The organism is Paenibacillus oryzae (assembly GCF_001675045.1).
Lineage (GTDB): Bacteria > Bacillota > Bacilli > Paenibacillales > Paenibacillaceae > Pristimantibacillus > Pristimantibacillus oryzae.
The window spans coordinates 19,239-45,220 of record NZ_LYPA01000027.1; the positions used below are offsets into that span (position 1 = coordinate 19,239).

General features: G+C 48.4%; 30 protein-coding genes and 1 other annotated feature (1 of these 31 only partly in view). All 30 genes read right to left on the reverse strand.

Features of this window, described 5'->3' with window-relative positions:
• Nucleotides 1-2: 2 nt before the first annotated feature.
• Nucleotides 3-545, reverse strand: a complete 543-nt coding sequence (gene rplF, locus A7K91_RS02505; RefSeq protein ID WP_068679343.1) for a 50S ribosomal protein L6 — start codon at nt 543-545, stop codon at nt 3-5.
• 31 nt (nt 546-576) lie between these two features.
• On the reverse strand, nt 577-975 hold the full coding sequence (gene rpsH, locus A7K91_RS02510) for a 30S ribosomal protein S8 (protein ID WP_068679345.1): 399 nt from the start codon (nt 973-975) through the stop codon (nt 577-579).
• 32 nt (nt 976-1,007) lie between these two features.
• Entirely contained in the window at nt 1,008-1,193 is a 186-nt protein-coding gene (locus A7K91_RS02515) for a type Z 30S ribosomal protein S14 (RefSeq protein ID WP_013312154.1), read from the reverse strand.
• A gap of 26 nt (nt 1,194-1,219) precedes the next feature.
• Nucleotides 1,220-1,762: a 50S ribosomal protein L5 gene (rplE, locus tag A7K91_RS02520; protein ID WP_068679347.1), complete on the reverse strand. Its 543-nt coding sequence runs from the start codon at nt 1,760-1,762 to the stop codon at nt 1,220-1,222.
• Nucleotides 1,763-1,793: 31 nt separating this feature from the next.
• Nucleotides 1,794-2,147, reverse strand: a complete 354-nt coding sequence (gene rplX, locus A7K91_RS02525) for a 50S ribosomal protein L24 (protein ID WP_082967188.1) — start codon at nt 2,145-2,147, stop codon at nt 1,794-1,796.
• A gap of 53 nt (nt 2,148-2,200) precedes the next feature.
• Nucleotides 2,201-2,569: a 50S ribosomal protein L14 gene (rplN, locus tag A7K91_RS02530; RefSeq protein WP_068679349.1), complete on the reverse strand. Its 369-nt coding sequence runs from the start codon at nt 2,567-2,569 to the stop codon at nt 2,201-2,203.
• Nucleotides 2,570-2,619: 50 nt separating this feature from the next.
• Nucleotides 2,620-2,883 (reverse strand): 30S ribosomal protein S17, encoded by a 264-nt coding sequence (gene rpsQ / locus A7K91_RS02535; protein WP_068679351.1) that lies wholly within the window; start codon nt 2,881-2,883, stop codon nt 2,620-2,622.
• A gap of 50 nt (nt 2,884-2,933) precedes the next feature.
• Nucleotides 2,934-3,134 carry a 50S ribosomal protein L29 gene (gene rpmC / locus A7K91_RS02540; protein ID WP_068679353.1) on the reverse strand — a complete coding sequence of 67 codons (201 nt, stop codon included), beginning with the start codon at nt 3,132-3,134 and terminating at the stop codon, nt 2,934-2,936.
• Nucleotides 3,124-3,558, reverse strand: coding sequence for a 50S ribosomal protein L16 (rplP, locus tag A7K91_RS02545; RefSeq protein WP_068679355.1), 435 nt, complete (start codon nt 3,556-3,558; stop codon nt 3,124-3,126). The genes rpmC and rplP overlap by 11 nt, the downstream gene beginning before the upstream one ends.
• Before the next feature lie 2 nt (nt 3,559-3,560).
• Nucleotides 3,561-4,223 carry a 30S ribosomal protein S3 gene (gene rpsC / locus A7K91_RS02550; protein ID WP_068679357.1) on the reverse strand — a complete coding sequence of 221 codons (663 nt, stop codon included), beginning with the start codon at nt 4,221-4,223 and terminating at the stop codon, nt 3,561-3,563.
• Nucleotides 4,224-4,236: 13 nt separating this feature from the next.
• Entirely contained in the window at nt 4,237-4,572 is a 336-nt protein-coding gene (gene rplV, locus A7K91_RS02555; protein WP_068679359.1) for a 50S ribosomal protein L22, read from the reverse strand.
• A 44-nt stretch (nt 4,573-4,616) separates the two neighbouring features.
• A complete protein-coding gene (rpsS, locus tag A7K91_RS02560; protein WP_068679361.1) occupies nt 4,617-4,898 on the reverse strand; it encodes a 30S ribosomal protein S19 in 282 nt (93 codons plus the stop codon).
• A gap of 66 nt (nt 4,899-4,964) precedes the next feature.
• Nucleotides 4,965-5,795: a 50S ribosomal protein L2 gene (gene rplB / locus A7K91_RS02565; RefSeq protein WP_068679363.1), complete on the reverse strand. Its 831-nt coding sequence runs from the start codon at nt 5,793-5,795 to the stop codon at nt 4,965-4,967.
• Nucleotides 5,796-5,812: 17 nt separating this feature from the next.
• A complete protein-coding gene (rplW, locus tag A7K91_RS02570) occupies nt 5,813-6,106 on the reverse strand; it encodes a 50S ribosomal protein L23 (RefSeq protein WP_068679364.1) in 294 nt (97 codons plus the stop codon).
• A complete protein-coding gene (rplD, locus tag A7K91_RS02575; RefSeq protein ID WP_068679366.1) occupies nt 6,106-6,729 on the reverse strand; it encodes a 50S ribosomal protein L4 in 624 nt (207 codons plus the stop codon). Before rplD ends, rplW begins: the two co-directional genes overlap by 1 nt.
• Nucleotides 6,730-6,757: 28 nt before the next feature.
• Nucleotides 6,758-7,381: a 50S ribosomal protein L3 gene (gene rplC / locus A7K91_RS02580; RefSeq protein ID WP_068679368.1), complete on the reverse strand. Its 624-nt coding sequence runs from the start codon at nt 7,379-7,381 to the stop codon at nt 6,758-6,760.
• Between the two features lie 57 nt (nt 7,382-7,438).
• Nucleotides 7,439-7,747, reverse strand: coding sequence for a 30S ribosomal protein S10 (rpsJ, locus tag A7K91_RS02585; RefSeq protein ID WP_005544556.1), 309 nt, complete (start codon nt 7,745-7,747; stop codon nt 7,439-7,441).
• Between the two features lie 316 nt (nt 7,748-8,063).
• Nucleotides 8,064-8,858, reverse strand: coding sequence for an ABC transporter ATP-binding protein (locus A7K91_RS02590; RefSeq protein ID WP_068679370.1), 795 nt, complete (start codon nt 8,856-8,858; stop codon nt 8,064-8,066).
• Complete coding sequence (locus A7K91_RS02595; protein WP_068679372.1) at nt 8,858-9,775, reverse strand: ABC transporter permease; 918 nt, start codon at nt 9,773-9,775, stop codon at nt 8,858-8,860. The genes A7K91_RS02590 and A7K91_RS02595 overlap by 1 nt, the downstream gene beginning before the upstream one ends.
• A gap of 86 nt (nt 9,776-9,861) precedes the next feature.
• Entirely contained in the window at nt 9,862-10,920 is a 1,059-nt protein-coding gene (locus A7K91_RS02600) for an ABC transporter substrate-binding protein (RefSeq protein ID WP_068679374.1), read from the reverse strand.
• 263 nt (nt 10,921-11,183) lie between these two features.
• Nucleotides 11,184-12,374 carry an elongation factor Tu gene (gene tuf, locus A7K91_RS02605; RefSeq protein WP_068679376.1) on the reverse strand — a complete coding sequence of 397 codons (1,191 nt, stop codon included), beginning with the start codon at nt 12,372-12,374 and terminating at the stop codon, nt 11,184-11,186.
• Nucleotides 12,375-12,489: 115 nt separating this feature from the next.
• Entirely contained in the window at nt 12,490-14,568 is a 2,079-nt protein-coding gene (fusA, locus tag A7K91_RS02610) for an elongation factor G (RefSeq protein WP_068679378.1), read from the reverse strand.
• A gap of 29 nt (nt 14,569-14,597) precedes the next feature.
• Nucleotides 14,598-15,068 carry a 30S ribosomal protein S7 gene (gene rpsG, locus A7K91_RS02615; RefSeq protein WP_068679380.1) on the reverse strand — a complete coding sequence of 157 codons (471 nt, stop codon included), beginning with the start codon at nt 15,066-15,068 and terminating at the stop codon, nt 14,598-14,600.
• Nucleotides 15,069-15,154: 86 nt separating this feature from the next.
• The gene (gene rpsL / locus A7K91_RS02620; RefSeq protein ID WP_068679382.1) at nt 15,155-15,574 is read right to left on the reverse strand and encodes a 30S ribosomal protein S12; all 420 of its coding nucleotides are present in this window, start codon (nt 15,572-15,574) and stop codon (nt 15,155-15,157) included.
• 196 nt (nt 15,575-15,770) lie between these two features.
• On the reverse strand, nt 15,771-16,352 hold the full coding sequence (locus A7K91_RS02625; RefSeq protein WP_068679383.1) for a hypothetical protein: 582 nt from the start codon (nt 16,350-16,352) through the stop codon (nt 15,771-15,773).
• A gap of 205 nt (nt 16,353-16,557) precedes the next feature.
• On the reverse strand, nt 16,558-20,184 hold the full coding sequence (gene rpoC / locus A7K91_RS02630) for a DNA-directed RNA polymerase subunit beta' (RefSeq protein ID WP_068679385.1): 3,627 nt from the start codon (nt 20,182-20,184) through the stop codon (nt 16,558-16,560).
• 84 nt (nt 20,185-20,268) lie between these two features.
• Nucleotides 20,269-23,814: a DNA-directed RNA polymerase subunit beta gene (gene rpoB, locus A7K91_RS02635; RefSeq protein ID WP_068679387.1), complete on the reverse strand. Its 3,546-nt coding sequence runs from the start codon at nt 23,812-23,814 to the stop codon at nt 20,269-20,271.
• Between the two features lie 375 nt (nt 23,815-24,189).
• The gene (locus A7K91_RS02640; protein WP_068679389.1) at nt 24,190-24,789 is read right to left on the reverse strand and encodes a class I SAM-dependent methyltransferase; all 600 of its coding nucleotides are present in this window, start codon (nt 24,787-24,789) and stop codon (nt 24,190-24,192) included.
• 106 nt (nt 24,790-24,895) lie between these two features.
• The gene (rplL, locus tag A7K91_RS02645) at nt 24,896-25,258 is read right to left on the reverse strand and encodes a 50S ribosomal protein L7/L12 (RefSeq protein WP_068679391.1); all 363 of its coding nucleotides are present in this window, start codon (nt 25,256-25,258) and stop codon (nt 24,896-24,898) included.
• 85 nt (nt 25,259-25,343) lie between these two features.
• Nucleotides 25,344-25,847, reverse strand: coding sequence for a 50S ribosomal protein L10 (gene rplJ, locus A7K91_RS02650; protein WP_068679392.1), 504 nt, complete (start codon nt 25,845-25,847; stop codon nt 25,344-25,346).
• Nucleotides 25,848-25,902: 55 nt separating this feature from the next.
• Nucleotides 25,903-25,982: a sequence feature (ribosomal protein L10 leader region), on the reverse strand; it runs 85 nt beyond the window's last position.

A 25,982-nucleotide genomic window follows, 5' to 3' on the forward strand; every position in this document is an offset into this window, starting at 1 on the left:
GCTTATTTCTTCTTACCGGCTTTACCTTCCTTGCGGATGATACGCTCGCCTTCGTACTTGATGCCTTTGCCTTTATAAGGCTCTGGCTCGCGAACAGCGCGGATTTGAGCAGCAACAGCGCCAACACGTTCTTTGTCAATGCCGCGAACAGTAATTTTAGTGTTTACTGGCACATCGAATTCCATGTTAGCTTCTGGAGCAATCTCAACCGGGTGAGAGTAACCAACGTTCAGAACTACTTTATCACCGGATTTGCTAGCACGGTAACCAACGCCAACCAATTCCAGGTTTCTAGTAAATCCTTCGGTAACACCTGTCACCATGTTCGCAACGAGGCTGCGCGTAGTACCATGCAAAGAGCGGTGCAATTTATTGTCGGAAGGACGCTCGATCAGAATCTCGGCTTCGCTTATGTTGATCTTCATGTCTTTATGAAGCTCGCGGGAAAGCGTGCCTTTTGGTCCTTTAACAGTAATAACGGAGTCATCCAGGCTAACGTTAACGCCAGCAGGGACAACGATTGGTTTACGACCAATACGGGACATTGTTACACCTCCTGTCTTTCTGACTTATTAATTACCAAACGTAGCAGACAACTTCGCCGCCGGATTTAACTTGACGAGCTTCTTTGTCTGTCATAACGCCTTTGGACGTGGAAATAATCGCGATTCCCAGTCCGCCCAAAACGCGCGGAATTTCAGTTGCTTGCGTGTAAACGCGCAGGCCTGGCTTCGAGATACGTTTCAGACCAGTGATAACGCGCTCTTGGTTAGGGCCGTATTTCAAGAAAATACGGATAATCCCTTGTTTGTTGTCCTCGATATATTCAGCGTCGCGGATAAAGCCCTCGCGCTTCAGGATTTCAGCAATTTGCTTCTTCACTTTCGAAGCTGGCAATTCCACTGTTTCGTGACGAACGACATTCGCGTTGCGAATACGTGTCAGCATATCTGCAATCGGATCAGACATAACCATTTATGTGAACCTCCTTCCCGAACTTAAGCTGATTACCAGCTTGCTTTTTTAACGCCAGGAATCTGGCCCTTGTATGCTAATTCGCGGAAACAAATCCGGCAAATTTTAAACTTTTGCAGAACAGAGTGCGGACGGCCGCAACGCTCACAGCGCGTATATGCGCGCACTTTGAATTTCGGTGTGCGTTGTTGCTTCACTTTCATCGAAGTTTTTGCCACTGGGTATTACACCTCCTAAAAGTGGATTACTTCGCAAACGGCATGCCCAATTGGGTCAGCAGTTCACGAGATTCTTCGTCCGTTTTTGCCGTCGTGACGATGACGATGTCCATACCGCGCACTTTATCAACTTTATCGTATTCGATTTCCGGGAAAATCAGCTGTTCTTTAAGACCAAGCGTGTAGTTTCCACGTCCATCAAATGCTTTGGTCGATACACCGCGGAAGTCACGAACGCGTGGCAACGAGATATTGAACAATTTGTCAAGGAAGTGATACATACGCTCGCCGCGCAGTGTCACTTTAACCCCAATCGGCATATTCTCGCGAAGCTTGAAGCCGGCGATGGATTTCTTAGCACGAGTGACAACCGGTTTTTGACCGGAGATGATACGAAGCTCCTCAACAGCAACATCCAAAATTTTGGAGTTGGAAACTGCTTCGCCAACACCCATGTTGATTACGACTTTCTCAATTTTCGGTACTTGCATAACCGAAGTATAGTTGAACTTCTGCATCAACGCAGGAGTGATTTCGTTAAGAAAACGACCTTTCATTCTTGCTGTCATTGATCATGGACCTCCTTTCTTACCTAAACGATTAGTCAATCTCTACTCCGGAGCGCTTAGCAATCCGGACTTTTTTGCCGTTGTCCAGCACTTTGTATCCAATACGTGTTACTTTACCGCTTTTTGGATCAATATGCATGACGTTGGACACATGGATCGGAGCTTCTTGCTCGATGATACCGCCTTGCGGATTGGCTTGGGAAGGACGGCTATGCTTCTTCACCATATTAACGCCTTCTACAAGAACGCGGTTTTCGCGCGGATAAGCTGCGATGACACGGCCTTTTTTACCTTTATCTTTACCTGTGATGACGATGACATTGTCATCCTTCTTCACATGCAGTTTGTTATTATGGGATTCCAATACTTTTTTAAGCCTTGGCATTTGTTACACCTCCTGCTCGCTAAGCTTTAAGGCATTTATCTGTCCTGCATCAATTAGATTACTTCAGGTGCAAGCGATACGATTTTCATGAAGTCCTTGTCGCGAAGTTCGCGAGCAACTGGTCCAAAGATACGAGTGCCGCGCGGGCTCTTGTCTTCCTTCACGATTACCGCTGCATTTTCGTCAAATGCGATGTAAGAACCGTCTTTACGACGAACCGAACGTTTTGTACGAACGATAACGGCCTTAACAACATCACCCTTTTTGACAACGCCGCCTGGTGTTGCTTGTTTGACGGAACAAACGATCAGATCGCCGATGTGACCAACGCGACGGCCAGTACCGCCCAATACGCGGATACACATCAATTCCCTAGCGCCGGAGTTGTCGGCAACTTTCAAACGTGTAAATGGTTGGATCATTTTAGCGTCCTCCTTTCAGCAAAAAAATGCTTCGCTCACTCATACGCTCATTAGAGAACAACAGCAACTTCTACGACTTCAACCAGTCTGAAGCGCTTGTCTTTGGATAGTGGACGAGTCTCCATGATTTTTACGGTGTCGCCGATTTTGGCTTGGTTGTTTTCATCATGCGCTTTGTACTTTTTAGTGTACTTAATGCGTTTATGGTACAAATCGTGTTTTTTGTAAGTTTCTACAGCCACCACGATTGTTTTATCCATTTTGTCGCTTACGACTTTGCCGATTTGAACTTTGCGGGCATTGCGTTCGCTCATGTTCTTCCTCCTTCCTTCATCCGTGATCGTACTTTATGCAAGGATACCGATTAGCTGCCGATACCGAGTTCTCTTTCACGCAAAACGGTTTTAGCACGAGCTATTTCCTTACGCACGTCACGAATCCGAGTCGGGTTGTCCAGTTGGCCAGTAGCCAATTGGAAACGAAGGTTGAACAGCTCTTCTTTAAAACCAGCAACTTGTTGTTCAATCTCAGCAGAGGTTAGGTTGCGAAATTCACTAGCCTTCATTTGCTTCACCACCCACTTCTTCGCGTTTCACGAACTTTGTCTTGACAGGCAGTTTGTGAGCCGCAAGACGCATGGCTTCGCGCGCTACTTCTTCAGGTACGCCAGCCAGCTCGAACATGATTTTGCCCGGCTTAACAACGGCAACCCATTTTTCAACGTTACCTTTACCGCTACCCATCCGCACTTCAAGAGGCTTTTGAGTGATTGGTTTGTCAGGGAAAATTTTGATCCAAACTTTACCGCCCCGTTTGATGTAACGAGTCATCGCGATACGAGCCGCTTCGATTTGACGGTTCGTAATCCAAGACGGTTCAAGAGCTTGAAGACCGTATTCGCCGAAAGCAACAGTAGTGCCGCCTTTCGCGCGACCTTTCATGTTACCGCGTTGTTGTTTGCGGTGTTTTACACGTTTTGGTACCAACATGATTAGTTGCCTCCTTCCTGGGGAGCTTTCTTCTTCGTCGGAAGGACTTCGCCACGGTAGATCCATACTTTTACGCCGATACGGCCGTAAGTTGTATGAGCCTCAGCAGTGCCATAGTCGATGTCGGCACGCAATGTATGAAGCGGAACCGTTCCTTCGCTATAACCTTCTGAACGTGCGATTTCCGCACCGCCAAGACGTCCGCTAACAGCGGTTTTAATCCCTTTGGCGCCAGCGCGCATAGAACGTTGAATGGCTTGTTTCAGTGCGCGACGGAACGATACACGACGCTCCAATTGTTGTGCGATGCTTTCTGCTACCAAGATAGCGTCCAGATCGGCTTGTTTGATTTCAGAGATATTGATGTGAACCTTTTTGCCTTTAGTGATTTTGCCCAGTTCCGTACGAAGGTTTTCCACTTCGGAACCGCCTTTGCCGATAACCATGCCTGGTTTAGCAGTTTGAATCGTTACGTTTACGCGGTTAGCGGCACGCTCGATTTCAATATGGGAAACAGCTGCATCTTTCAGCTTGTTCTTCAGGTATTCACGGATTTTCACGTCTTCCAGAAGAAGATCGCCGAAGTCTTTGCCAGCGTACCATTTGGATTCCCAATCACGGATAATCCCGACACGAAGGCCGACTGGATTTACCTTTTGACCCACACGTTATCCCTCCTTATTTTTCAGATACCACCAAGGTGATGTGGCTGGTTCTTTTGTTAATCCGGCTTGCGCGACCCATCGCGCGAGGGCGGAAACGTTTCATAGTTGGCCCCTGGTTAGCAAACACCTGAGTAACGACCAGCTTGTTGACGTCCAACTGATAGTTATGCTCGGCATTGGCAATCGCAGAGTTCAGCAGCTTCTCGATAATCGGGGAAGCAGCTTTTGGCGTGTGACGCAGAATCGCGATCGCTTCGCCCACTTGCTTGCCGCGAATCAAGTCCGCTACGAGCTGTGCTTTACGAGGCGCGATGCGTACGAAATTAGCGTGCGCTTTAGCTTCTGGCATGTGAGAACCTCCTCTCGTTCATTGCAAATGATGAAGGGCAAGTCTTAACGTCTGCCCGTTTTTTTGTCATCGCTGGCATGGCCTTTGTAAGTACGCGTAGGCGCGAACTCGCCAAGCTTGTGTCCAACCATGTCCTCAGTCACATAAACCGGCACGTGCTTGCGACCATCATAAACCGCGAAAGTGTGACCGATGAATTGCGGGAAAATCGTCGAACGGCGGGACCATGTTTTAATAACAACCTTTTTGTTGGTTTCGTTCAGATCCTCAACCTTTTTCAACAGATAACCGTCGATAAAAGGACCTTTTTTCAAACTGCGACCCATGTGTGTTCCTCCCTTCACGTAAGCGCTGGCGCGAGACATGCTCACGCGGACTTAATCAAGCTGACTTTATTTCGTGCGGCGACGAATAATGTATTGGCTCGATGCTTTTTTCTTCTTGCGTGTTTTGAAACCGAGAGTCGGTTTGCCCCAAGGGGACAGAGGCGACTTGCGTCCGATAGGAGCGCGGCCTTCACCACCACCGTGTGGGTGATCGTTCGGGTTCATAACTACGCCGCGAACTTCAGGACGTTTGCCAAGCCAACGGGAACGGCCGGCTTTACCAATTTTCACGAGTTCGTGATCTTGGTTGCCAACGGAACCGATTGTAGCACGGCAAGTGTTCAGAATGCGACGAACTTCGCCAGAGCTCAGGCGAACCGAAACATAATTTTCTTCTTTACCCAGCAATTGAGCTTCCGTACCGGCTGCGCGAACCAATTGGCCGCCTTTGCCTGGCTTCAGCTCAATGTTGTGGATAACCGTACCAACAGGGATATTTTTGAGCGGCAATGCGTTGCCGATTTTGATATCCGCTTCAGGTCCGGAAACAACTTGATCGCCGACTTTAAGGCCTTGCGGTGCGATAATGTAAGCTTTAGCGCCGTCCACATAGTGGATAAGAGCGATGTTGGACGTACGGTTAGGATCGTATTCGATCGTTGCCACGTTGCCGACAATACCGTCCTTGGTGCGTTTGAAGTCAATGATACGATATTTGCGTTTATGTCCGCCGCCATGGTGACGAACTGTAATTTTACCTTGGTTGTTGCGGCCTGCTTTTTTGAACAAAGGAGCCAGCAACGATTTCTCCGGTGTGCTTGTCGTAATTTCTTCAAATGTCGAAACGGACATATGACGACGCGCAGGAGAGGTCGGTTTATACTTTTTGATTGGCACTTGGTTTCCCTCCTTTTCTAAACAGACGTTTCAAAGAACTCAAGTTCTTTGCTGTCATCGCTCAGTTGAACGATTGCTTTTTTCCAGTCAGGTCTGTAGCCGCTATGTTTGCCATAGCGTTTTGGCTTGCCTGCAACGCGCATTGTGTTAACGCTAGTTACTTTCACGCCAAAAATTTGTTCTACAGCTTGTTTGATTTCGGTTTTGTTCGAACGAAGATCAACTTCAAACACATAACGTTTAACAGCCATGAAATCGCTCGTACGTTCAGTAATAACCGGGCGCTTGATAATATCGCGAGGGTTTTTCATTACGCAAACACCTCCTGTACTTTCTCAACCGCTTCTTTGGTAATGATAAGCTTGTCATACACAAGCACATCGCGAACATTGATGCCGTCAGCAGCGACGAACTTCACGCCAGGGATGTTGCGTGCGGACAATGCTACATTATCCTCGTAGTTGGCTGTAACAACCAAAGCTTTACGATCAGCTTTCAGGTTGTTCAGAATGCTTTTGAACTCTTTCGTTTTTGGAGCTGCAAATGTCAGTTGATCCAAAACGATGATGTTTTCGGCAATTACTTTAGAAGAAAGAGCCGATTTGATTGCAAGACGGCGAACCTTCTTAGGAAGCTTGAAGCCGTACGAGCGTGGCGTTGGACCAAATACAGTACCGCCGCCAACCCATTGCGGGGAGCGAATGCTGCCTTGACGAGCGCGGCCAGTGCCTTTTTGTTTCCAAGGCTTGCGACCGCCGCCGCGTACTTCGGAGCGACCTTTCGTTTTGTGCGTTCCTTGACGCTCTGCAGCTTGCTGCAGAATGACTGCGCTATGCATAACGTGAGTGTTAGGCTGAATACCGAATACGCTATCCGCCAGTTCCAATTCGCCAACTTGCGAACCGCTCACATTAAATACTGTTACTTTTGGCATTTCGTGTTCCTCCTTTCTTTCTCACCATTTATTTCTTAACGGTTTCTTTCACTTTCACAAAACCGTTTTTAGGTCCAGGCACGGAGCCTTTAACCAGAATCACGTTACGCTCAGCGTCTACGCGAATAACTTCAAGCTTTTGAATCGTAATGGTTTCATGACCCATATGTCCTGGCAGGCGTTTGCCCTTAGGCACGCGGTTAGCCTGGATGGAACCCATGGAACCCGGTCCGCGGTGATAGCGGGAACCGTGGGACATTGGTCCCGTGCTTTGTCCCCAACGTTTGATTACGCCGGCAAAGCCTTTACCTTTGGAAATACCTGTTACGTCAACAAATTCGCCCTCCGCGAACAAGTCAGCTTTAACTTCCTGGCCAACTTCAAACTCACCAAGGTTGATACCGCGAATTTCGCGAACGTAGCGCTTAGGAGTCGCGCCTGCTTTTTTAGCGTGGCCGATCTCTGGTTTAGTCGCTCTTTTTTCTTTCTTATCGGAGTAACCGAGCTGTACTGCCTCGTAGCCGTCAGTCTCCACATCTTTCTTCTGGAGAACCACGCAAGGGCCAGCTTCGATAACCGTTACCGGAATAACGTTGCCTTCAGGCGTAAATACTTGCGTCATTCCAAGCTTTTTCCCTAAGATACCTTTCATGTTGACACCTCGTTTCCTCTCTATGATCGACTTTCACATGTTTACCTGTGTATAACTTTACAGCTTGATTTCGATATCCACACCAGACGGCAAGTCAAGGCGCATCAGCGCGTCAACGGTTTGCGGCGTCGGATTCACAATATCGATCAAGCGCTTGTGTGTGCGCATTTCGAATTGCTCACGGGAATCCTTGTACTTGTGAACCGCACGAAGAATAGTGATGATTTGCTTTTCCGTTGGCAACGGAATCGGCCCGGATACGCCTGCACCCGAACGTTTTGCAGTTTCAACGATTTTCTCTGCGGATTGATCAAGAATTCTGTGATCGTATGCTTTCAAGCGGATACGAATCTTTTGCTTTGCCATATAAGTCCCTCCTTCTATCGCCCAATTTTTTAATCGGACATACTCCGTGAGAATAACCCGCCACAGGTCCCATGGCAAAGGGGCCGGGTGTGTCGGCAACCTCTCACATCAACGCAACGTCAGACCAACAGTCAATATTATATACAATTAGGCGGGCGATTGCAACTAAAAGTTTTTTGATGCAGTTCTTCAGCACTCTCTGGCGGGTTTCTTCTATTATATTGAGTTTGGATTACTCAACATAAAAGCACGCACGCTCACAGCTTAACTCAGCCTGTGACGTGCGCGCTAATCTTTTATCTCAGTATTTATGATTTTATCCAAGCACAACCCGGTCATCCGCCATCTTTTTGCCGCTAATGGCTTCAAACTCTCCCAGCAGCTGTTCTACAGTGAGATGGTCCTTGCGGCTTTCATCGACCTGCAAAATCACTTTACCTTTATCCATCATGATCAGACGATTGCCTAACCTTATAGCTTGCTCCATGTTATGAGTAACCATTAGCGTGGTCAGCTTCAGTTCCCTCACAATGGTTTCCGTTAAACTGGTCACGAGCTCCGCCCTGGCGGGGTCTAATGCCGCCGTATGCTCGTCAAGCAGCAATATTTGCGGCCGGGTGAAGGTTGCCATCAAAAGACTGAGCGCTTGTCTTTCGCCGCCCGAGAGCAAGCCCACTTTGGCGCCAAGGCGATTCTCCAAGCCAATGCCAAGGCGTGACAGCTCTTGACGGAATATACTCCGGATTTTACTGTTAACACCAAAGCCGAGCCCGCGCGTTTTTCCGCGCTTGTAGGCGATGGCCAAATTTTCTTCAATGGTCATTCTTGGAGCGGTGCCGGCCATGGGGTCTTGAAAAACCCGTCCAATCCACCTGCTGCGTTTATGCTCCGGCAATAGACTGACATCATATCCGTCTATCCACACCTTCCCGGCATCTGGCTTCATTACGCCGGAAATAATATTCATCAAGGTGGATTTGCCTGCGCCGTTGCTTCCGATAACCGTTACAAAGTCGCCCGCCTTTAAATGAAGATTTCCATTTAGCAAAGCAATTTTTTCATCAACGGTTCCGGGGTTAAACAGCTTGGACACACTTTCGATTTTTAGCATTAACGGGCACCTCCCGCTTTATCGTTGCCAAGAGAGGCTAACACTTGCTCGGTGCGCTTTTTGCCAACAGACTTTTCTTTTAGTGATCTGCGAATTGTCGGAATAACTAGCGCTCCTACAATAATAACCGCCGTGATGAGCTTCATATCCTGAGAATCAAAGCCAGGCACCCGCAAAGCCAGAGCGTAGATGATGCGGTAAATGATTGCGCCAAGCACTACTGCTATTAGCGCCCGCCAGACGGTACGAGCCCCCAAAATGGCTTCACCAATAATAACGGAGGCCAGACCAATGACGATCATGCCAATCCCCATCAAATTGTTTGCGCTCTTTTGCGAGAAGGCAACCAATGCTCCAGAGCACGCAACCAAGGCATTCGACAAGCCTACTCCCAAAATAATGCTCATATCCGTATTTGCTCCGAAGCTGCGAATCATACGATTATTATCTCCGGTCCCTCTAAGGCTAAGGCCAAAATCCGTTTTGAAAAACAACAGCAGAAGGACAACGACAGAAACAACAAGAATCCCTCCAATCCAAAACTGGGAAGATTCCGTCTGGAAGATGTTAGCTTCGCCCCGAATCGACACATTCGGCTTGCCCAAAATACGAAGATTAATGGAATAGAGAGCAATCATCATAATAATGCCAGAAAGCAGCCCGTTAATTTTCCCTTTTGTATGAAGCAGGCCGGTACACACCCCCGCCAATCCGCCGCATATAAACGCGCCAAGCAGCGATAACCACGGAGGAATTCCCGCTATGGTCATAGTAGCCCCAACAGCCGCCCCCGTTGTAAAGCTCCCATCCACAGTCAAATCGGGAAAATCAAGAATTCGAAAAGTAATATATACGCCCAGTGCCATCAATGCATAGAGCAGCCCCGCCTCAACAGCACCTCGCAACGAATCCAGCAATCATCTCGCCTCCCCACTTCATGACAATGGGGCGACCAGTGTCCGGCTCACCCCATTTATACTCGCTATCCAGCATTAGCTACGCATTATTTGATCAAGTTGTTTTCCGCATCTTTTACATAAGCCTTCATTTCATCCGTTACCGTAATGCCTTGTTCCTCAGCGGCCTTCAAATTCATAATAAAATCCAGCTTTTGCGGCTTTGTAACGTTCATTTCACCTGGATTTTTACCCTTCAAAATTTCAACAGCCATTTGTCCCACTTCATAACCATGATCATAATATTTAAAGCCCACCGTTGCAAAAGCGCCTTTTTCTACCGAATCCCGGTCAGCCGAGAAAAAAGGAATGTCGTTTGCATTGGCTACATCAATAATGCTCTCAACACCTTGAACAACTGTATTGTCCAAAGTAATGTAAATAGCCTCAACCCGGCCAACCAATGATTGTGCCGCCTGCTGAATATCGGAAACATTGGCTACAGCCGCTTTGACGAGCTTAATATTATGGACTGCAAGCGCCTCTTCCGCCACTTTGCTCATATAAACAGCGTTATCCTGCGATTCATCAATAATAAGGCCAACATTTTTAACCTCACCAAGTTCTTTGGCGATAAAATCCATAGTTTGAACAATCGCATCAGGGTTTGTGTCGGAGGCGCCTGTAACATTTCCGCCAGGAGCTTCAAGCTGGGATACAATTCCGGAATCAACCGGATCTGTAACAGCTGCAAACAATACTGGAATATCTTTGACCTCATCTACGAGCACTTGCGTATTTGGTGTAGCGATGCCAAGTGCAAGATCCGGTTTATTGGACGCAATTTTTTCGGCGATTGGTTTAAAGTTGTTTGGATCGCCTTGAGCATTATTGTAATCAATTTTGAGATTTGTGCCTTCAACATAGCCTGCATCCTCAAGTGCTTTTATAAATCCCAATCGGGTAGAGTCTAGCGATGGATGCTCGACAATTTGCGAAATAGCAATATTATATACTTTGTCATCTCCGCCTGCCGCGCCGCCATTAGCTGCTCCCTCGCCCGCAGCTCCTCCTTCATTGGATTTACCGCCGTTGCCGCCTCCACAAGCTGCCATAATAACCATGACAGCTGCCAGTAATATAACCAGCATCGTTTTCTTTTTCATGTCAAAAACCCCTTTCATTATATATGGTTACGTAATGACCTATGATATGCGGGCTTGTCCGAACTGCCGCTTCAGCACTTTACATTCAAGAAGCAGCAGAATAGAGCTCAGCCCACCGCTGACTATACGTTTTATATTAAGGTGATGTCATGTTTGTAGTCAATGTAAAGTTACCGAGAAAACTTGACAATTGTTTATTGCACGCAAAAAAGCCCTCACCGAAGTGAGGGCTTTGCATGTTATGCGACTAATGTCGCAAATCATTATTTTTGGATAGTTGCAACAGCGCCAGCGCCAACTGTACGGCCGCCTTCGCGGATGGAGAAGCGAGTGCCTTCTTCAACAGCGATTGGAGCGATCAGTTCAACTGTAACAGTGATGTTGTCGCCAGGCATAACCATTTCAGTACCTTCAGGCAGGTTGATGATACCTGTTACGTCAGTTGTACGGAAATAGAATTGGGGACGGTAGCCAGTGAAGAAAGGCTTGTGACGGCCACCCTCTTCTTTAGTCAGAACGTAGATTTGAGCAGTGAAGTTTGTGTGTGGCTTAACGGAAGCCGGTTTAGCCAAAACTTGACCACGCTCGATATCTTTACGGTCTACACCACGAAGCAATGCGCCAATGTTGTCGCCCGCTTGAGCGGAGTCCATCAGCTTACGGAACATTTCTACGCCCGTAACAACGGATTTGCGAGTTTCTTCTTGCAAACCGATGATTTCGATTTCGTCGCCAACTTTAACAGTACCACGATCTACACGGCCTGTAGCAACTGTACCGCGGCCAGTGATTGTGAATACGTCCTCGACAGGCATAAGGAAAGGCTTAGCTGTGTCGCGTTCTGGAGTTGGGATGTAGGAGTCAACGTGCTCGAACAACTCAACGATTTTGTCAGCCCAAGCGCCATCTGGGTTAGCCAGAGCTTCACGAGCAGCACCACGAACGATAGGAGTATCGTCGCCTGGGAACTCGTATTCGGACAGAAGGTCGCGAACTTCCATTTCAACCAGCTCAAGAAGCTCTTCGTCTTCAACCATATCGCATTTGTTCAGGAATACAACGATGTAAGGAACGCCTACTTGACGGGACAAAAGGATGTGCTCGCGCGTTTGCGGCATTGGGCCGTCAGAAGCGGATACAACCAGGATAGCTCCGTCCATTTGAGCCGCGCCAGTGATCATGTTTTTAACATAGTCGGCGTGACCTGGGCAGTCAACGTGAGCATAGTGACGGTTAGGAGTCTCATACTCAACGTGGGAAGTGGAGATTGTAATACCGCGCTCGCGCTCTTCTGGAGCTTTGTCGATTTGGTCAAAAGACATAGCGGAACCACCGTATCTTTTGGAAAGTACAGTAGTGATTGCAGCTGTAAGAGTTGTTTTGCCATGGTCAACGTGACCGATTGTACCGATGTTAACATGCGGTTTTGTACGTTCAAATTTTGCCTTAGCCATTGAACTGAGTCCTCCTCAATATATCTTGATTTTTATGTGGGGGCCGACGCCGGTTGTGCATGCACAGCCGGCGGGGCCAAAAGCAATTGGTTATGCTGACATGTTTAGCTGGAGATTACTCTCCGCCTCTGTGCTTCGCAATAATCTCTTCAGCGATCGACTTAGGAACTTCCTCGTAGTGGGAAAGCTCCATGGAGAATACGCCGCGTCCTTGAGTACCGGAACGAAGTGTCGTGGAGTAACCAAACATCTCGGAGAGAGGCACCTTAGCACGGATAATTTGCGCGCCTGCGCGGGAATCCATACCTTCGATGCGACCACGACGGGAGTTCAGCATGCCCATAACGTCGCCCATGTATTCTTCAGGAACAGTTACTTCAACCTTCATGATTGGCTCAAGAAGGACTGGCTTACATTTGTCTTTAGCAGCTTTAAGCGCCAGGGAGCCGGCAATTTTAAACGCCATTTCCGAGGAGTCGACGTCATGGTAGGAACCATCGACAACAGTCGCTTTAATATCAACGAGCGGGAAACCGGCAAGAACGCCGTTTTTCATCGACTCTTCGATACCTGCTTGAATCGGAGCGATGTATTCACGAGGAATAGCGCCGCCGACTACTTTGCTTTCAAATGTAAAACCTGCTCCTGCCTCTTGCGGTTCGAACTCAACCCAACAATGACCAAACTGGCCTTTACCGCCGGATTGACGAACGAATTTACCTTCGACTTTAGCACCCAGACGGAAGGTTTCACGGTATGCAACCTGCGGCTTGCCGACATTGGTTTCAACCTTGAATTCACGGAACATACGGTCAACGAGGATTTCAAGGTGAAGCTCACCCATACCTGCAATGATCGTTTGGTTCGTTTCTTCGTCTGTGTATGCACGGAATGTAGGATCTTCTTCAGCGAGCTTCGAGATAGCAACGCCCAATTTGTCCTGGTCCGCTTTTGTCTTAGGCTCGATAGCGATCTGGATAACTGGCTCTGGGAAGTTCATGGATTCAAGAACAATCGGAGACTTCTCGTCGCACAGCGTGTCGCCCGTAGTTGTGTCTTTAAGACCAACGGCAGCAGCGATATCGCCAGAATACACTTCCGTAATTTCCTGACGGCTGTTCGCGTGCATTTGCAGAATCCGGCCAATCCGCTCACGTTTGTTCTTAGTTGCATTAAGAACATAGGAACCGGATTTCAGGATACCCGAATATACACGGAAGAACGTCAATCTGCCCACGTAAGGGTCAGTCATGATTTTGAAGGCCAATGCAGAGAATGGCTCAGCGTCGGAAGAAGGACGAACCGCTTCCTCGCCATCTTCAAGCGTACCTTTAATGGCAGGTACATCAACTGGTGCAGGCAGGTAGTCAACAACAGCATCCAGAACAAGCTGAACGCCTTTGTTGCGGTACGAGGAGCCTGCTACAACCGGGAAGATTTTAACTTCACAAACACCTTTGCGAAGTGCTGCTTTCAATTCTGCAACGGTGATTTCTTCACCTTCCAGATATTTCATAGTCAGCTCTTCATCCAGCTCGGCAACCTTCTCAACCAATTCATTGCGAAGCTCTTCAACCTGATCCGCGTATTCTGCAGGAATCGGGCCTTGAATCGGGTCTTTGCCTGTGTCGTCTTTGTACGTGTAAGCAACGCGCTCAACGATATCAATTACGCCAAGGAAATCGGCTTCGGCGCCAATTGGCAGCTGAATAGCTACTGCATTGGCTTGCAGACGCTCGCGCATGTCTTTAACAACATTGAGGTAGTCTGCACCGATGATATCCATTTTGTTGACATAAGCGATCCGTGGAACACCGTAGCGGTCAGCTTGACGCCATACTGTTTCGGACTGAGGCTCAACGCCTTCTTTCGCACTGAAAACCCCAACGGCCCCGTCCAATACGCGCAGGGAACGTTCAACTTCAACTGTGAAGTCAACGTGACCTGGGGTGTCGATAATATTAATGCGGTTACCCTTCCATTGAGCGGTTGTAGCGGCAGACGTAATAGTGATGCCGCGCTCTTGTTCCTGTTCCATCCAGTCCATCGTAGCTGCACCTTCGTGCACCTCGCCGATTTTGTGGGTACGGCCCGTAAAGAACAAGATCCGTTCAGTTGTTGTGGTTTTACCAGCGTCAATATGCGCCATAATCCCGATATTACGCGTATTTTCCAAGGAGAACTCTCTTGTCATAAAATCGTCTCCTTTCAATCATTATAATTCTACCAGCGGTAGTGAGCAAACGCTCTGTTTGCATCAGCCATTTTGTGCGTGTCTTCACGCTTTTTAACGGATGCGCCCGTGTTGTTGGATGCGTCAAGAATTTCAGCAGCCAAACGTTCAACCATGGTTTTTTCACCGCGGTTACGGGAGTAGTTTACCAACCAACGAAGTGCAAGTGCCGTACGGCGCTCAGGCTTAACTTCGATTGGCACTTGATAGTTGGAGCCGCCGACACGACGAGCTTTAACCTCAAGTACAGGCATAATGTTTTTCATTGCTGCTTCAAACACTTCCATCGGATCATTTCCCGAACGCTCTTGAATGAGCTTGAAGGCATCATACAGCAGAGTTTGCGCTACGCCTCTTTTTCCATCGACCATAATACGGTTAATCAGACGAGTAACCAGCTTGCTATGGTACACCGGATCCGGCAATACGTCGCGTTTTGTAACAGGACCTTTGCGTGGCATGAGAAAGTCCCCCTTTCTTATAATAGTGGATTACATTGGTGCAATACTTCTGAAGCTCTTTAATCCGGCCCGCTCAGAGCGCGGTCTTATTTCTTAACTTTAGGACGTTTCGTGCCGTATTTGGAACGAGCCTGGTTACGGTTGTTAACTCCCGCAGTATCCAGTGCACCACGAACAATATGGTAACGCACGCCCGGAAGGTCTTTAACACGACCGCCGCGGATCAATACAACGCTGTGCTCTTGCAGGTTATGGCCGATACCTGGGATGTACGCTGTAACCTCAACACGGTTGGACAAACGCACACGCGCATATTTACGAAGCGCGGAGTTCGGTTTTTTCGGAGTCATAGTTCCTACACGAGTGCAGACACCGCGTTTTTGAGGCGCGCTGATATCAGTAGCTTCACGTTTCAGAGCATTAAAGCCTTTTTGCAAGGCTGGCGATTTCGATTTAACGACTTTCGCTTGACGTCCTTTGCGAACGAGCTGGTTAATTGTTGGCATTTTGGTTGCCACCCCCTTCCCCTTATTCATGTCTTTATGTGGTAGACATTTCACCCAATTTTTAAGCCCACAGATCCAGGCGGTTCATAAATAATCAATACGATACCATAAGCCTAGCTGTTAGGCACACTTCGATATATTATCATTTACACTACACGCATGTCAAGCGCTAAAATTTAAAATAACATTCCGGCTTTTATGCCGCTGAGCTTTGGTCGATCCTCTCAGCAATATAGCTTGCTTCAATAAGCTCTGAAAGCCCTAATTTAGTAATCGTTTGGGATAGTCGGATGTAGTCATCCTCATTATCCGCTAATATTAACAATCGATTTTCGCCGTCTAGCAACCAATCGCCAACTTCCTTAATCCCTGCTTCCTTCAAAACCAACGATTTTGCCTCTTCGAGGTCATGAAGGCTGTTCTCTACCTGAATGACCTTTACAAACTTTACATCTGAAAATTCGTCCAGCGCCCATTTATAGTTGTCCACATCTGCGAATTGTAATACGATCCCTTGCTTATCTCTGAATATACCATCATGTTCAACATTACCCTTTTTTAATATCGATTCTGCCTCCAAAATCTGATGCTCGGTAGTGTAACCCGTGTATTCGGAGGGATCCTCTTTCTTTACTTCTGTTTGTTCCATTAAAGTTATTTCCTTAACTTGCACCGATTCGTTGCCCATAAACTTAAAAAATGAATTACCCAATAATAAAAAAACAAACATCAAAGTTATACAAATGGCCCAAGTTAAACGTCCTAACCATTTCTTCATAAACAAACGTTCTCCTTTCATCAAAGCATACCTTGCACACAGATAAACGAATTATTCCCCCTTTGAATTATACATTATTTATGTATTTAGTCCAAATTTATACTAAAAAGAAAAGCATTTAAACGAAAAAGCACGGCAACTGCTCGCACCGTTCCATAAGGAATGGCAGCAAACAATTGCCGTGCTTTTAACAACTAACCTTTATTTATTCAACAACAACAGCTTCCGCTGCTTCTTCTTCAACTTCGCCTTCCAGAATCTCATCTTCCAGACCCGTCAGACGGATATTGCGATAACGATGCATGCCTGTTCCCGCAGGAATCAGCTTGCCGATAATGACGTTTTCCTTCAGGCCAAGCAATTTGTCGACCTTGCCCTTGATCGCTGCATCTGTCAGGACACGAGTTGTCTCCTGGAAGGATGCTGCGGACAAGAAGGAGTCCGTTTCAAGGGATGCTTTGGTAATACCAAGCAATACCGGCTTGGCAACCGCAGGCTCCTTGTCGGCAAAAATCGCTTCGCGGTTGGCAGCTTCGTATTCATGGATATCCACGAATGCGCCCGGCAACAGAGTCGTGTCGCCTGCATCCACGATGCGGATTTTGCGAAGCATCTGCTTGATCATAACCTCAACGTGCTTATCGTTGATTTCAACGCCCTGGTTACGGTAAACGCGCTGAACTTCCTGCAAAATGTAGTTTTGAACGCCACGGATGCCTTTGATGCGCAGCATATCCTTCGGATCGATGGATCCATCGGTCAGCTCGTCGCCGGCTTCAATTTGCTGGCCTTCCGCTACACGGATACGCGATCCATAGGTTACGGAATATACTTTGGATTCCGCTTCGCCTTGAACCTCGATTTCGCGACGGTCTTTGGCTTCGCGGATTTCCTTGATTACGCCGTCCAGCTCAGAGATGATCGCTTGGCCTTTTGGATTACGGGCCTCGAACAACTCCTGGATACGCGGCAAACCTTGCGTAATATCGTCGCCGGCTACGCCGCCGGTATGGAACGTACGCATCGTGAGCTGTGTTCCCGGCTCGCCAATGGATTGAGCGGCAATAATGCCGACCGCTTCACCGATCTCCACGTGCTTGCCTGTTGCCAGGTTGCGTCCGTAGCAAATTTTGCAGACGCCATGACGTGCGCGGCAGCTAAGCACGGAACGAATTTGCAGACGCTCTACGCCAGCGTTAATAATTTCATCCGCTTTGCCTGCATCGATCAGATCATTGCGGTTAACAATGACCTCTCCCGTTTTGGGATGACGAACGGTAGCGAACGCATAACGTCCTTCAATCCGGTCATACAGGTCCTCGATGACCTCTTTGCCGTCCTGAATTTTGCTGACCGTAAAGCCTTTATCGGTTCCGCAATCGTCCTCGCGAACGATAACGTCTTGCGCAACGTCGACGAGACGACGCGTGAGGTAACCGGAGTCGGCTGTACGAAGCGCTGTATCGGCAAGACCTTTACGCGCGCCGTGCGTGGAAATAAAGTATTCCAAAACCGTCAGGCCTTCACGGAAGTTCGATTTGATCGGCAATTCGATGATACGGCCGGACGGGTTCGCCATCAGACCGCGCATGCCGCCGAGCTGCGTAATTTGGGATTTATTACCCCGTGCTTTGGAATCCACCATCAACATGATGTTGTTATAGCGATCCATGGATTTCATGAGCACATCAGTAATTTCATCCTTACACTTGCTCCAGATGCTGATAATGCGGTCATAACGTTCCTCGTTTGTAATCAAACCGCGACGGTATTGATTCATAACCGTAGCGACTTTTTCATCGGAGGCTTTCATAATTTCCGCTTTTTCTTTCGGGATGATTACGTCAGCTACGCCGATCGTAATACCCGCTTTAGTGGAGTAGGTAAAGCCAAGCTGCTTGACGCGGTCCAGAATAACCGCAGTCAGCGTTGTATGGTATTGACGGAAGCATTCAGCAATAATCAAGGCCAGGTAGTCCTTGCCTACTGCGCCCGGAGTCGGAAGCTCTTCGGCAATTTTCACCAAATCGGAGCCTTTTTCATAGACGAAGTATTTATCAGGCGTACCTTGAAGAAGATTAGCCTTGGTCGCTTCGTTAATGAATGGGAAGTCCGTCGGGAAAATCTCGTTGAAAATAACTTTGCCGACTGTTGTAACGAGCAGCGATTTCTGCTGTTGCTCCGTAAAGCTCTTTTTCTTCAGTACTTTGGCAGGAATCAGAATTCTCGCATGCAAGGAAACAATACCGCGTTGATAAGCGGAAATCGCTTCGTTAACCGATGCAAAAACAGCGCCGGAGCCTTTGGATTCTTTGTTATCCATCGTCAGATAGTAACTGCCAAGGACCATATCCTGAGAAGGCGTAACAACAGGCTTGCCGTCTTTAGGGTTCAAGATGTTGCCAGATGCCAGCATGAGCAAACGAGCCTCAGCTTGGGCCTCGGCGGACAGCGGAACGTGAACAGCCATTTGGTCGCCGTCAAAGTCGGCATTGTACGCCGTACATACCAGCGGGTGCAACTTGATCGCGCGGCCTTCAACCAGAATCGGTTCAAATGCCTGAATACCCAGTCTGTGAAGTGTGGGGGCACGGTTCAGAAGCACTGGATGCTCCTTGATAACTTCCTCCAGCACATCCCATACTTCAGGGCTTACGCGTTCAACCTTGCGTTTTGCGCTTTTGATATTATGAGCCAAACCTTTGTTTACTAGCTCTTTCATAACAAAAGGCTTGAACAGCTCCAGCGCCATCTCCTTAGGAAGACCGCATTGGAACATTTTCAGGTTAGGGCCTACAACGATAACGGAACGTCCGGAGTAGTCAACGCGTTTACCCAGCAGGTTCTGACGGAAACGGCCTTGTTTACCCTTCAGCATATGGCTAAGGGATTTCAACGGGCGGTTACCAGGACCTGTAACAGGACGGCCGCGACGACCGTTGTCGATCAAAGCGTCCACCGCTTCCTGCAGCATCCGTTTTTCGTTTTGTACGATGATGTCGGGAGCGCCAAGATCCAGAAGACGCTTCAGACGATTGTTCCGGTTAATCACTCGACGATACAGGTCGTTCAGGTCGGACGTTGCAAAACGGCCGCCGTCCAGCTGTACCATTGGACGAAGCTCCGGCGGAATAACGGGAAGCACATCCAGAATCATCCATTCCGGCTCATTGCCGGAATTGCGGAACGCTTCGATAACCTCAAGGCGTTTGATCGCGCGGTTGCGGCGTTGGCCTTGAGCGGTACGCAGCTCTTCCTTAAGCGACTCCAGCTCGCGTTCCACATCGATGTCCTGAAGCAGTTTTTTAACCGCTTCGGCACCCATGCCGGCATGGAAACCATAACCGTATTTTTCACGGTAGCTGCGGTATTCCTTCTCGGACAGGAGCTGTTTTTTCTCCAGGGGAGTTTCGCCGGGATCGGTTACGACATAGGATGCGAAATAAATGATCTCCTCGAGCGAACGAGGGGACATATCCAGCGCCAGACCCATGCGGCTTGGAATCCCTTTGAAATACCAGATATGGGATACTGGAGCTGCAAGCTCAATATGACCCATTCTTTCGCGGCGAACCTTGGCCCGCGTTACTTCAACGCCGCAGCGATCACAAACGACGCCTTTATAGCGTACGCGCTTATATTTGCCGCAATGGCATTCCCAGTCTTTAGTAGGACCAAAAATCTTTTCGCAGAAGAGACCTTCCTTCTCCGGTTTCAGTGTCCTGTAGTTGATGGTTTCCGGCTTTTTAACTTCTCCGCGGGACCACGAGCGAATTTTATCCGGCGAAGCCAGACCAATTTTCATATACTCGAAGTTGTTAACGTCCAACAAGGAGCAACCCTCCTTCGTCATGTATGGCTGTAACCGGCACAACAGCGGTTTCGCTTCCGAAACCGCCGCTGCGCGGTCTTGTCATTATTCTACGTTTGCTTCTGAGCCTTCCAGGTTGAGGTTCAGCTTGTCGCCTGTACCTTCGTCCTCGTCATCGATTTCTTTCATCTCGATTTCTTCCTCGTTAGCGGACAGGATTTTGACATCCATGCCAAGGCTTTGCAATTCCTTGATCAATACCTTAAACGATTCCGGAACGCCTGGTTCTGGCACATTTTCGCCTTTGACGATGGATTCGTACGTTTTCACGCGGCCAACCACATCATCGGATTTGACAGTCAAAATTTCCTGCAGCGTATAAGCTGCGCCGTAGGCTTCAAGCGCCCAAACCTCCATCTCGCCGAAACGCTGTCCGCCGAACTGGGCTTTACCGCCAAGAGGCTGTTGCGTAACGAGAGAGTATGGACCTGTGGAACGGGCATGAATTTTATCGTCAACCATGTGCGCCAGCTTGATCATGTACATGACGCCAACCGTTACTTCCCGCTCGAAGCTTTCGCCTGTGCGGCCATCGTACAGAACCGTTTTTCCGTTCCGCTGCATGCCGGCTTCTTCCATGGTATCGAAAACATCGTCCTCGCGCGCGCCGTCAAATACCGGCGTAGCCGCGTGGATGCCGAGATGTTTGCAGGCCATGCCGAGGTGAACCTCCAGCGCTTGACCGATGTTCATCCGGGAAGGTACGCCCAGCGGGTTAAGAACAACCTCAACTGGTGTGCCGTCCGGCAGGAACGGCATATCCTCTTCCGGCATAATACGGGCGATAACGCCCTTGTTGCCGTGACGTCCCGCCATTTTGTCGCCTTCGGAGATTTTCCGTTTTTGCGCGATATAAGCGCGTACCAGTTGGTTAACGCCAGGAGGCAGCTCGTCGCCGTTTTCGCGGGTAAACACTTTTACGTCCACCACGATGCCGTCGGTTCCGTGAGGAACGCGCAGCGACGTGTCGCGAACTTCGCGTGCTTTTTCACCGAAGATCGCATGCAGCAGGCGTTCTTCCGCCGTCAGCTCCGTCACGCCTTTAGGCGTAACCTTGCCAACAAGGATATCGCCAGCGCCGATCTCAGCGCCTACGCGGATAATGCCGCGTTCGTCGAGGTTGCGAAGAGCTTCCTCGCCGACGTTCGGAATGTCGCGCGTAATTTCTTCAGGCCCAAGCTTCGTATCACGGGCTTCAGACTCGTATTCCTCAATATGAATGGATGTGTAAACATCCTCTTTAACCAGCTTTTCGCTAAGCAGGATCGCATCCTCGTAGTTGTAGCCTTCCCAAGTCATAAAGGCAACAACAACGTTGCGTCCAAGCGCCAGCTCGCCCATTTCTGTGGACGGGCCGTCGGCGAGAATATCGCCTTTTTTGATAACGTCGCCCTTGCGGACAAGAGGACGCTGATTGATGCAAGTACCTTGGTTGGAACGCATAAACTTATGCAGCTTGTGCTTTACCAGGTCTCCGTTAACCGGCTTGCCGTCAATAAGTTCGACACGGCGCAGCCAAATTTCGTTGGCGCTGGAACGCTCGATAACGCCATCGTATTTGGAAACAACGCAAACGCCGGAGTCTTTTGCAGCTTTATGCTCCATGCCTGTACCGACAAACGGCGCTTTTGGAATCAGAAGCGGCACCGCCTGCCGTTGCATGTTGGAGCCCATGAGCGCGCGGTTGGAGTCATCGTTCTCCAGGAACGGAATCAACGCCGTTGCGACGGATACAACTTGTTTAGGCGATACGTCCATGTAGTCGACGCGTTCAATCGGCATCGTCAGGATGTTGTCAGCCTGTTTATTGTAACGAACGATGGTTTGCTTCTCGACAAACATATTGTCAGGAGTCAACTCAGCGTTTGCTTGCGCGATAACGTAGTTGTCTTCCTCGTCAGCTGTCAAATAAGAGATTTGCTCCGTAACAACGCCCGTCTTAGGATCTACCCAACGATACGGCGCTTCGATAAAGCCATATTCGTTAATGCGGGCAAAAGTCGACAGAGAGTTGATCAGACCGATGTTCGGTCCTTCCGGCGTCTCAATTGGACACATACGGCCGTAGTGAGAGTGATGGACGTCCCGTACTTCAAAGCCTGCGCGTTCGCGCGTCAGACCGCCCGGTCCAAGCGCGGACAAACGGCGTTTGTGCGTCAGCTCTGCAAGCGGGTTCGTCTGGTCCATAAACTGCGACAGCTGGGAAGAGCCAAAAAACTCTTTAATGGACGCGATAACCGGGCGTATGTTGATAAGCGCCTGCGGTGTAATCGCGTTAGCATCCTGAATCGACATGCGTTCGCGCACAACGCGCTCCATACGGGAGAGACCGATACGGAACTGGTTCTGCAGCAGCTCGCCGACAGAGCGCAGACGACGGTTGCCCAAATGGTCGATATCATCCGTGCTTCCCACGCCATGAAGCAAATTCAGGAAATAGTTGATCGACGAAATGATGTCCGCAGGCGTAATGTTCTTAATGGCTTTGTCAATTATGCCGTTGGAAATGATTTTAATAACCTTGCCTTCGTCGTTTGGCGAGAATACGCTGATAGCCTGTAGTGGTATACTATCGGCATCAAGCACTCCAGCCGCAACATGATAAGTACGGAAACCAATGTCCTTCTCCAGCTTATCAAGAATTTCATCCAGCAAACGGCGGTCGATCATTTGACCCGTCTCGGCGATAATTTCACCTGTGGATGGATCAATAAGGTTTTCCGCAAGTCTTTGATTGAACAAGCGGTTTTTGATGTGGAGCTTTTTGTTTATTTTGTAACGGCCTACATTGGCCAGGTCATATCGTTTGGGATCGAAAAAGCGTGCAACAAGCAAGCTTTTTGCGTTGTCCAAGGTAGGAGGCTCGCCCGGACGCAGACGCTCGTAAATTTCAATGAGCGCTTTCTCCGTGGAATCCGTGCTGTCCTTGTCCAGCGTATTGCGGATATACTCGTCATGTCCGAGCAAATCCAGAATTTCAGCGTCTGTACCGAAACCAAGTGCACGCAAAAGCACCGTTACCGGAATTTTCCGGGTCCGGTCAATACGAACGTAGACGATATCCTTGGCATCTGTTTCAAGCTCCAGCCAAGCGCCGCGGTTAGGAATAACCGTAGCGGTGTATGTCTTTTTACCGTTCTTGTCAACCTTCGTGCTGAAATACACACTGGGGGAGCGAACCAATTGGCTGACGATAACGCGTTCTGCGCCGTTGATGATAAACGTGCCTGTCTCGGTCATAAGCGGAAAATCGCCCATGAATACTTCCTGTTCCTTAACTTCGCCCGTTTCCTTATTGAACAGACGCACCTTCACCCGCAATGGGGCTGCATACGTGACATCACGTTCCTTCGACTCATCGACCGAATATTTCGGCTCGCCTAAGCTATAGTCGATAAATTCCAGCGATAGATTGCCCGTAAAGTCCGAAATCGGTGAAATATCCTGGAATAGCTCGATCAAATCGGTTTCCAGAAACTTTTCATACGATTTTTGTTGGATTTCAATCAGGTTCGGGACTTCCAGCACCTCGCTGATCCTTGCGTAGCTTCTCCTCGCCCGCCGACCATACTGAACAAGTTGTCCTGCCAACTTAACCTCACCCCTCAAGTCTGTCTTACAGCATCGATACATCCTGCGTTACCCTTCGGCAGCGGCAGCCGCCTATACAGATAAATAAAGAAAAGCCCTTATCGAATAGTTCGAAAAAAGAGCATGTTTCTAGCAGTTTGCCGTACGCAGCGCAGTGCGCGTTGGTCTCATATCAAGTAATTTTGCCCAAAATGTAAACATTATACGTCAAATGTCACAAATGTATGCATTTCTGCGCTAAAAATTCATACTTGACATTTTAGTTGACTAAAGAGATTTCGAGCAATTTTATGCTGACATTTTATAATATTACCACATCCAAAATGTCAAGTCAATTCATTTCCATTTCAATTGTAAACCTTTTGTTCAACCTCATTAAGCTTTAATTGCCTTAAGAATCCAATAGCCTTTATCTCTCGTTACTTCTTCTACTGAATCATACAACAATTGTAGTTTTTCCAGCGCAGAAGGCGCGCCTTGCTTCTTCTGAATAACAACCCACATAACGCCGCCAGCGTTCAACAGCTCCAGTCCTTCTTCAAAAATACGATGGACTACCGCTTTACCGGCTCTGATGGGAGGATTGGTCAAAATAACGTCGAATGTCTTTCCCTTCACCGCTTCATACAAATCGCTTTGCAGCACCTCGACGTTGGATATACCGTTGGATTTTGCATTTTCTGTCGCCAGCTGAACGGCTCTTTCATTAATATCAATGAGCGTGACTTGCCCTGCAGGCGACAGCTTGGCCGCCATGAGGCCGATAGGTCCATAGCCGCAGCCAACATCCAGAATGTTCCCTTCCGGATTCAGCTCCATATGCTCTATGAGCACGCGGCTTCCGTAATCCACGCCCGTTTTGGAGAACACTCCCGCATCCGTCATAAGCTTGAGCTCCTGCCCGCGGCAAACAAAGGTATGGGCTTGCCGGTTATGAGCAGTTTCGGGCTTTTTGCTGTAATAATGATTGCTCATATGCTGTCCGCACCCCCTTTTCCATTATATGCGTTTCACATAGTAAGAAAGAAACCCCTTGAACCGCAAGTTATGCGATTCAAGGGGTTCCACTGCGGAAGAGAAATTACTTAACTTCTACTACAGCGCCAGCTTCTTCAAGCTTAGCTTTAACTGCATTAGCTTCGTCTTCAGCCACTTTTTCTTTGATTGGTTTAGGAGCGCCGTCAACCAGTTCTTTAGCTTCTTTCAAGCCAAGACCAGTGATTTCGCGAACCACTTTGATAACGTTGATTTTGGAAGCGCCAGCGCTTGTCAAGATAACGTCGAATTCAGTTTGAGCAGCAGCTTCAGCAGCGCCGCCGCCAGCTACTACTGCAACTGGAGCAGCAGCAGTTACGCCGAATTCTTCTTCGATTGCTTTAACAAGATCGTTCAGTTCAAGAACAGTCATACCTTTGATTGCTTCCAAGATTTGCTCTTTAGACATGGTTATACCTCCGGTAATTTGGTTTTATTTTTATTACAATCATTTATTGTGCTGCTAGGCAGCAGGTGTTCCATAAAGTAGAAGCTTAAGCTCCTGCTTCTTGTTTTTCTCCAACTGCTTTAACTGCAAGCGCGAAGTTGCGAACTGGCGCTTGAAGCACGCTGAGGAGCATGGAAAGCAAACCTTCGCGAGAAGGAAGCTCAGCAAGAGCCTTGATTTGTTCCATACTAACAACTTTACCTTCAACAACGCCGCCTTTAAGTTTCAAAGCATCGTTTTTCTTGGCAAAATCGTTCAGGATTTTTGCAGGAGCAACAGCGTCAGTGCCGCTGAATGCAACCGCAGTAGGACCTGTCAGAATTTCGTTAAGCTCCGTCAGCTCCGTACCTTCAGTAGCGCGACGAACGATGGAGTTTTTCAGAACCTGGAAATCAATGCCCGCTTCGCGGAGCTGCTTCCGAAGCTCGGTTACTTGCGCAACGTTCAATCCGCGATAGTCAGCAACTACAGTGCTTGGGCTGGAAGTCAGCTTTGAAGCAACAACAGCAACCGCTTCTTGTTTCTCTTGGATGATCTTTGCGTTAGCCAAATTGTACACCTCCCGTAAATTATACATCCCGTTTATGCGTCGGATCTTCCTCTCCTCGATGCATGAGAAAGGCCCTCGCAGAACTGCGAAGGCCATGATGTCGTTAAGATGACTTTGCAGGCAAGCCTGCTGTAT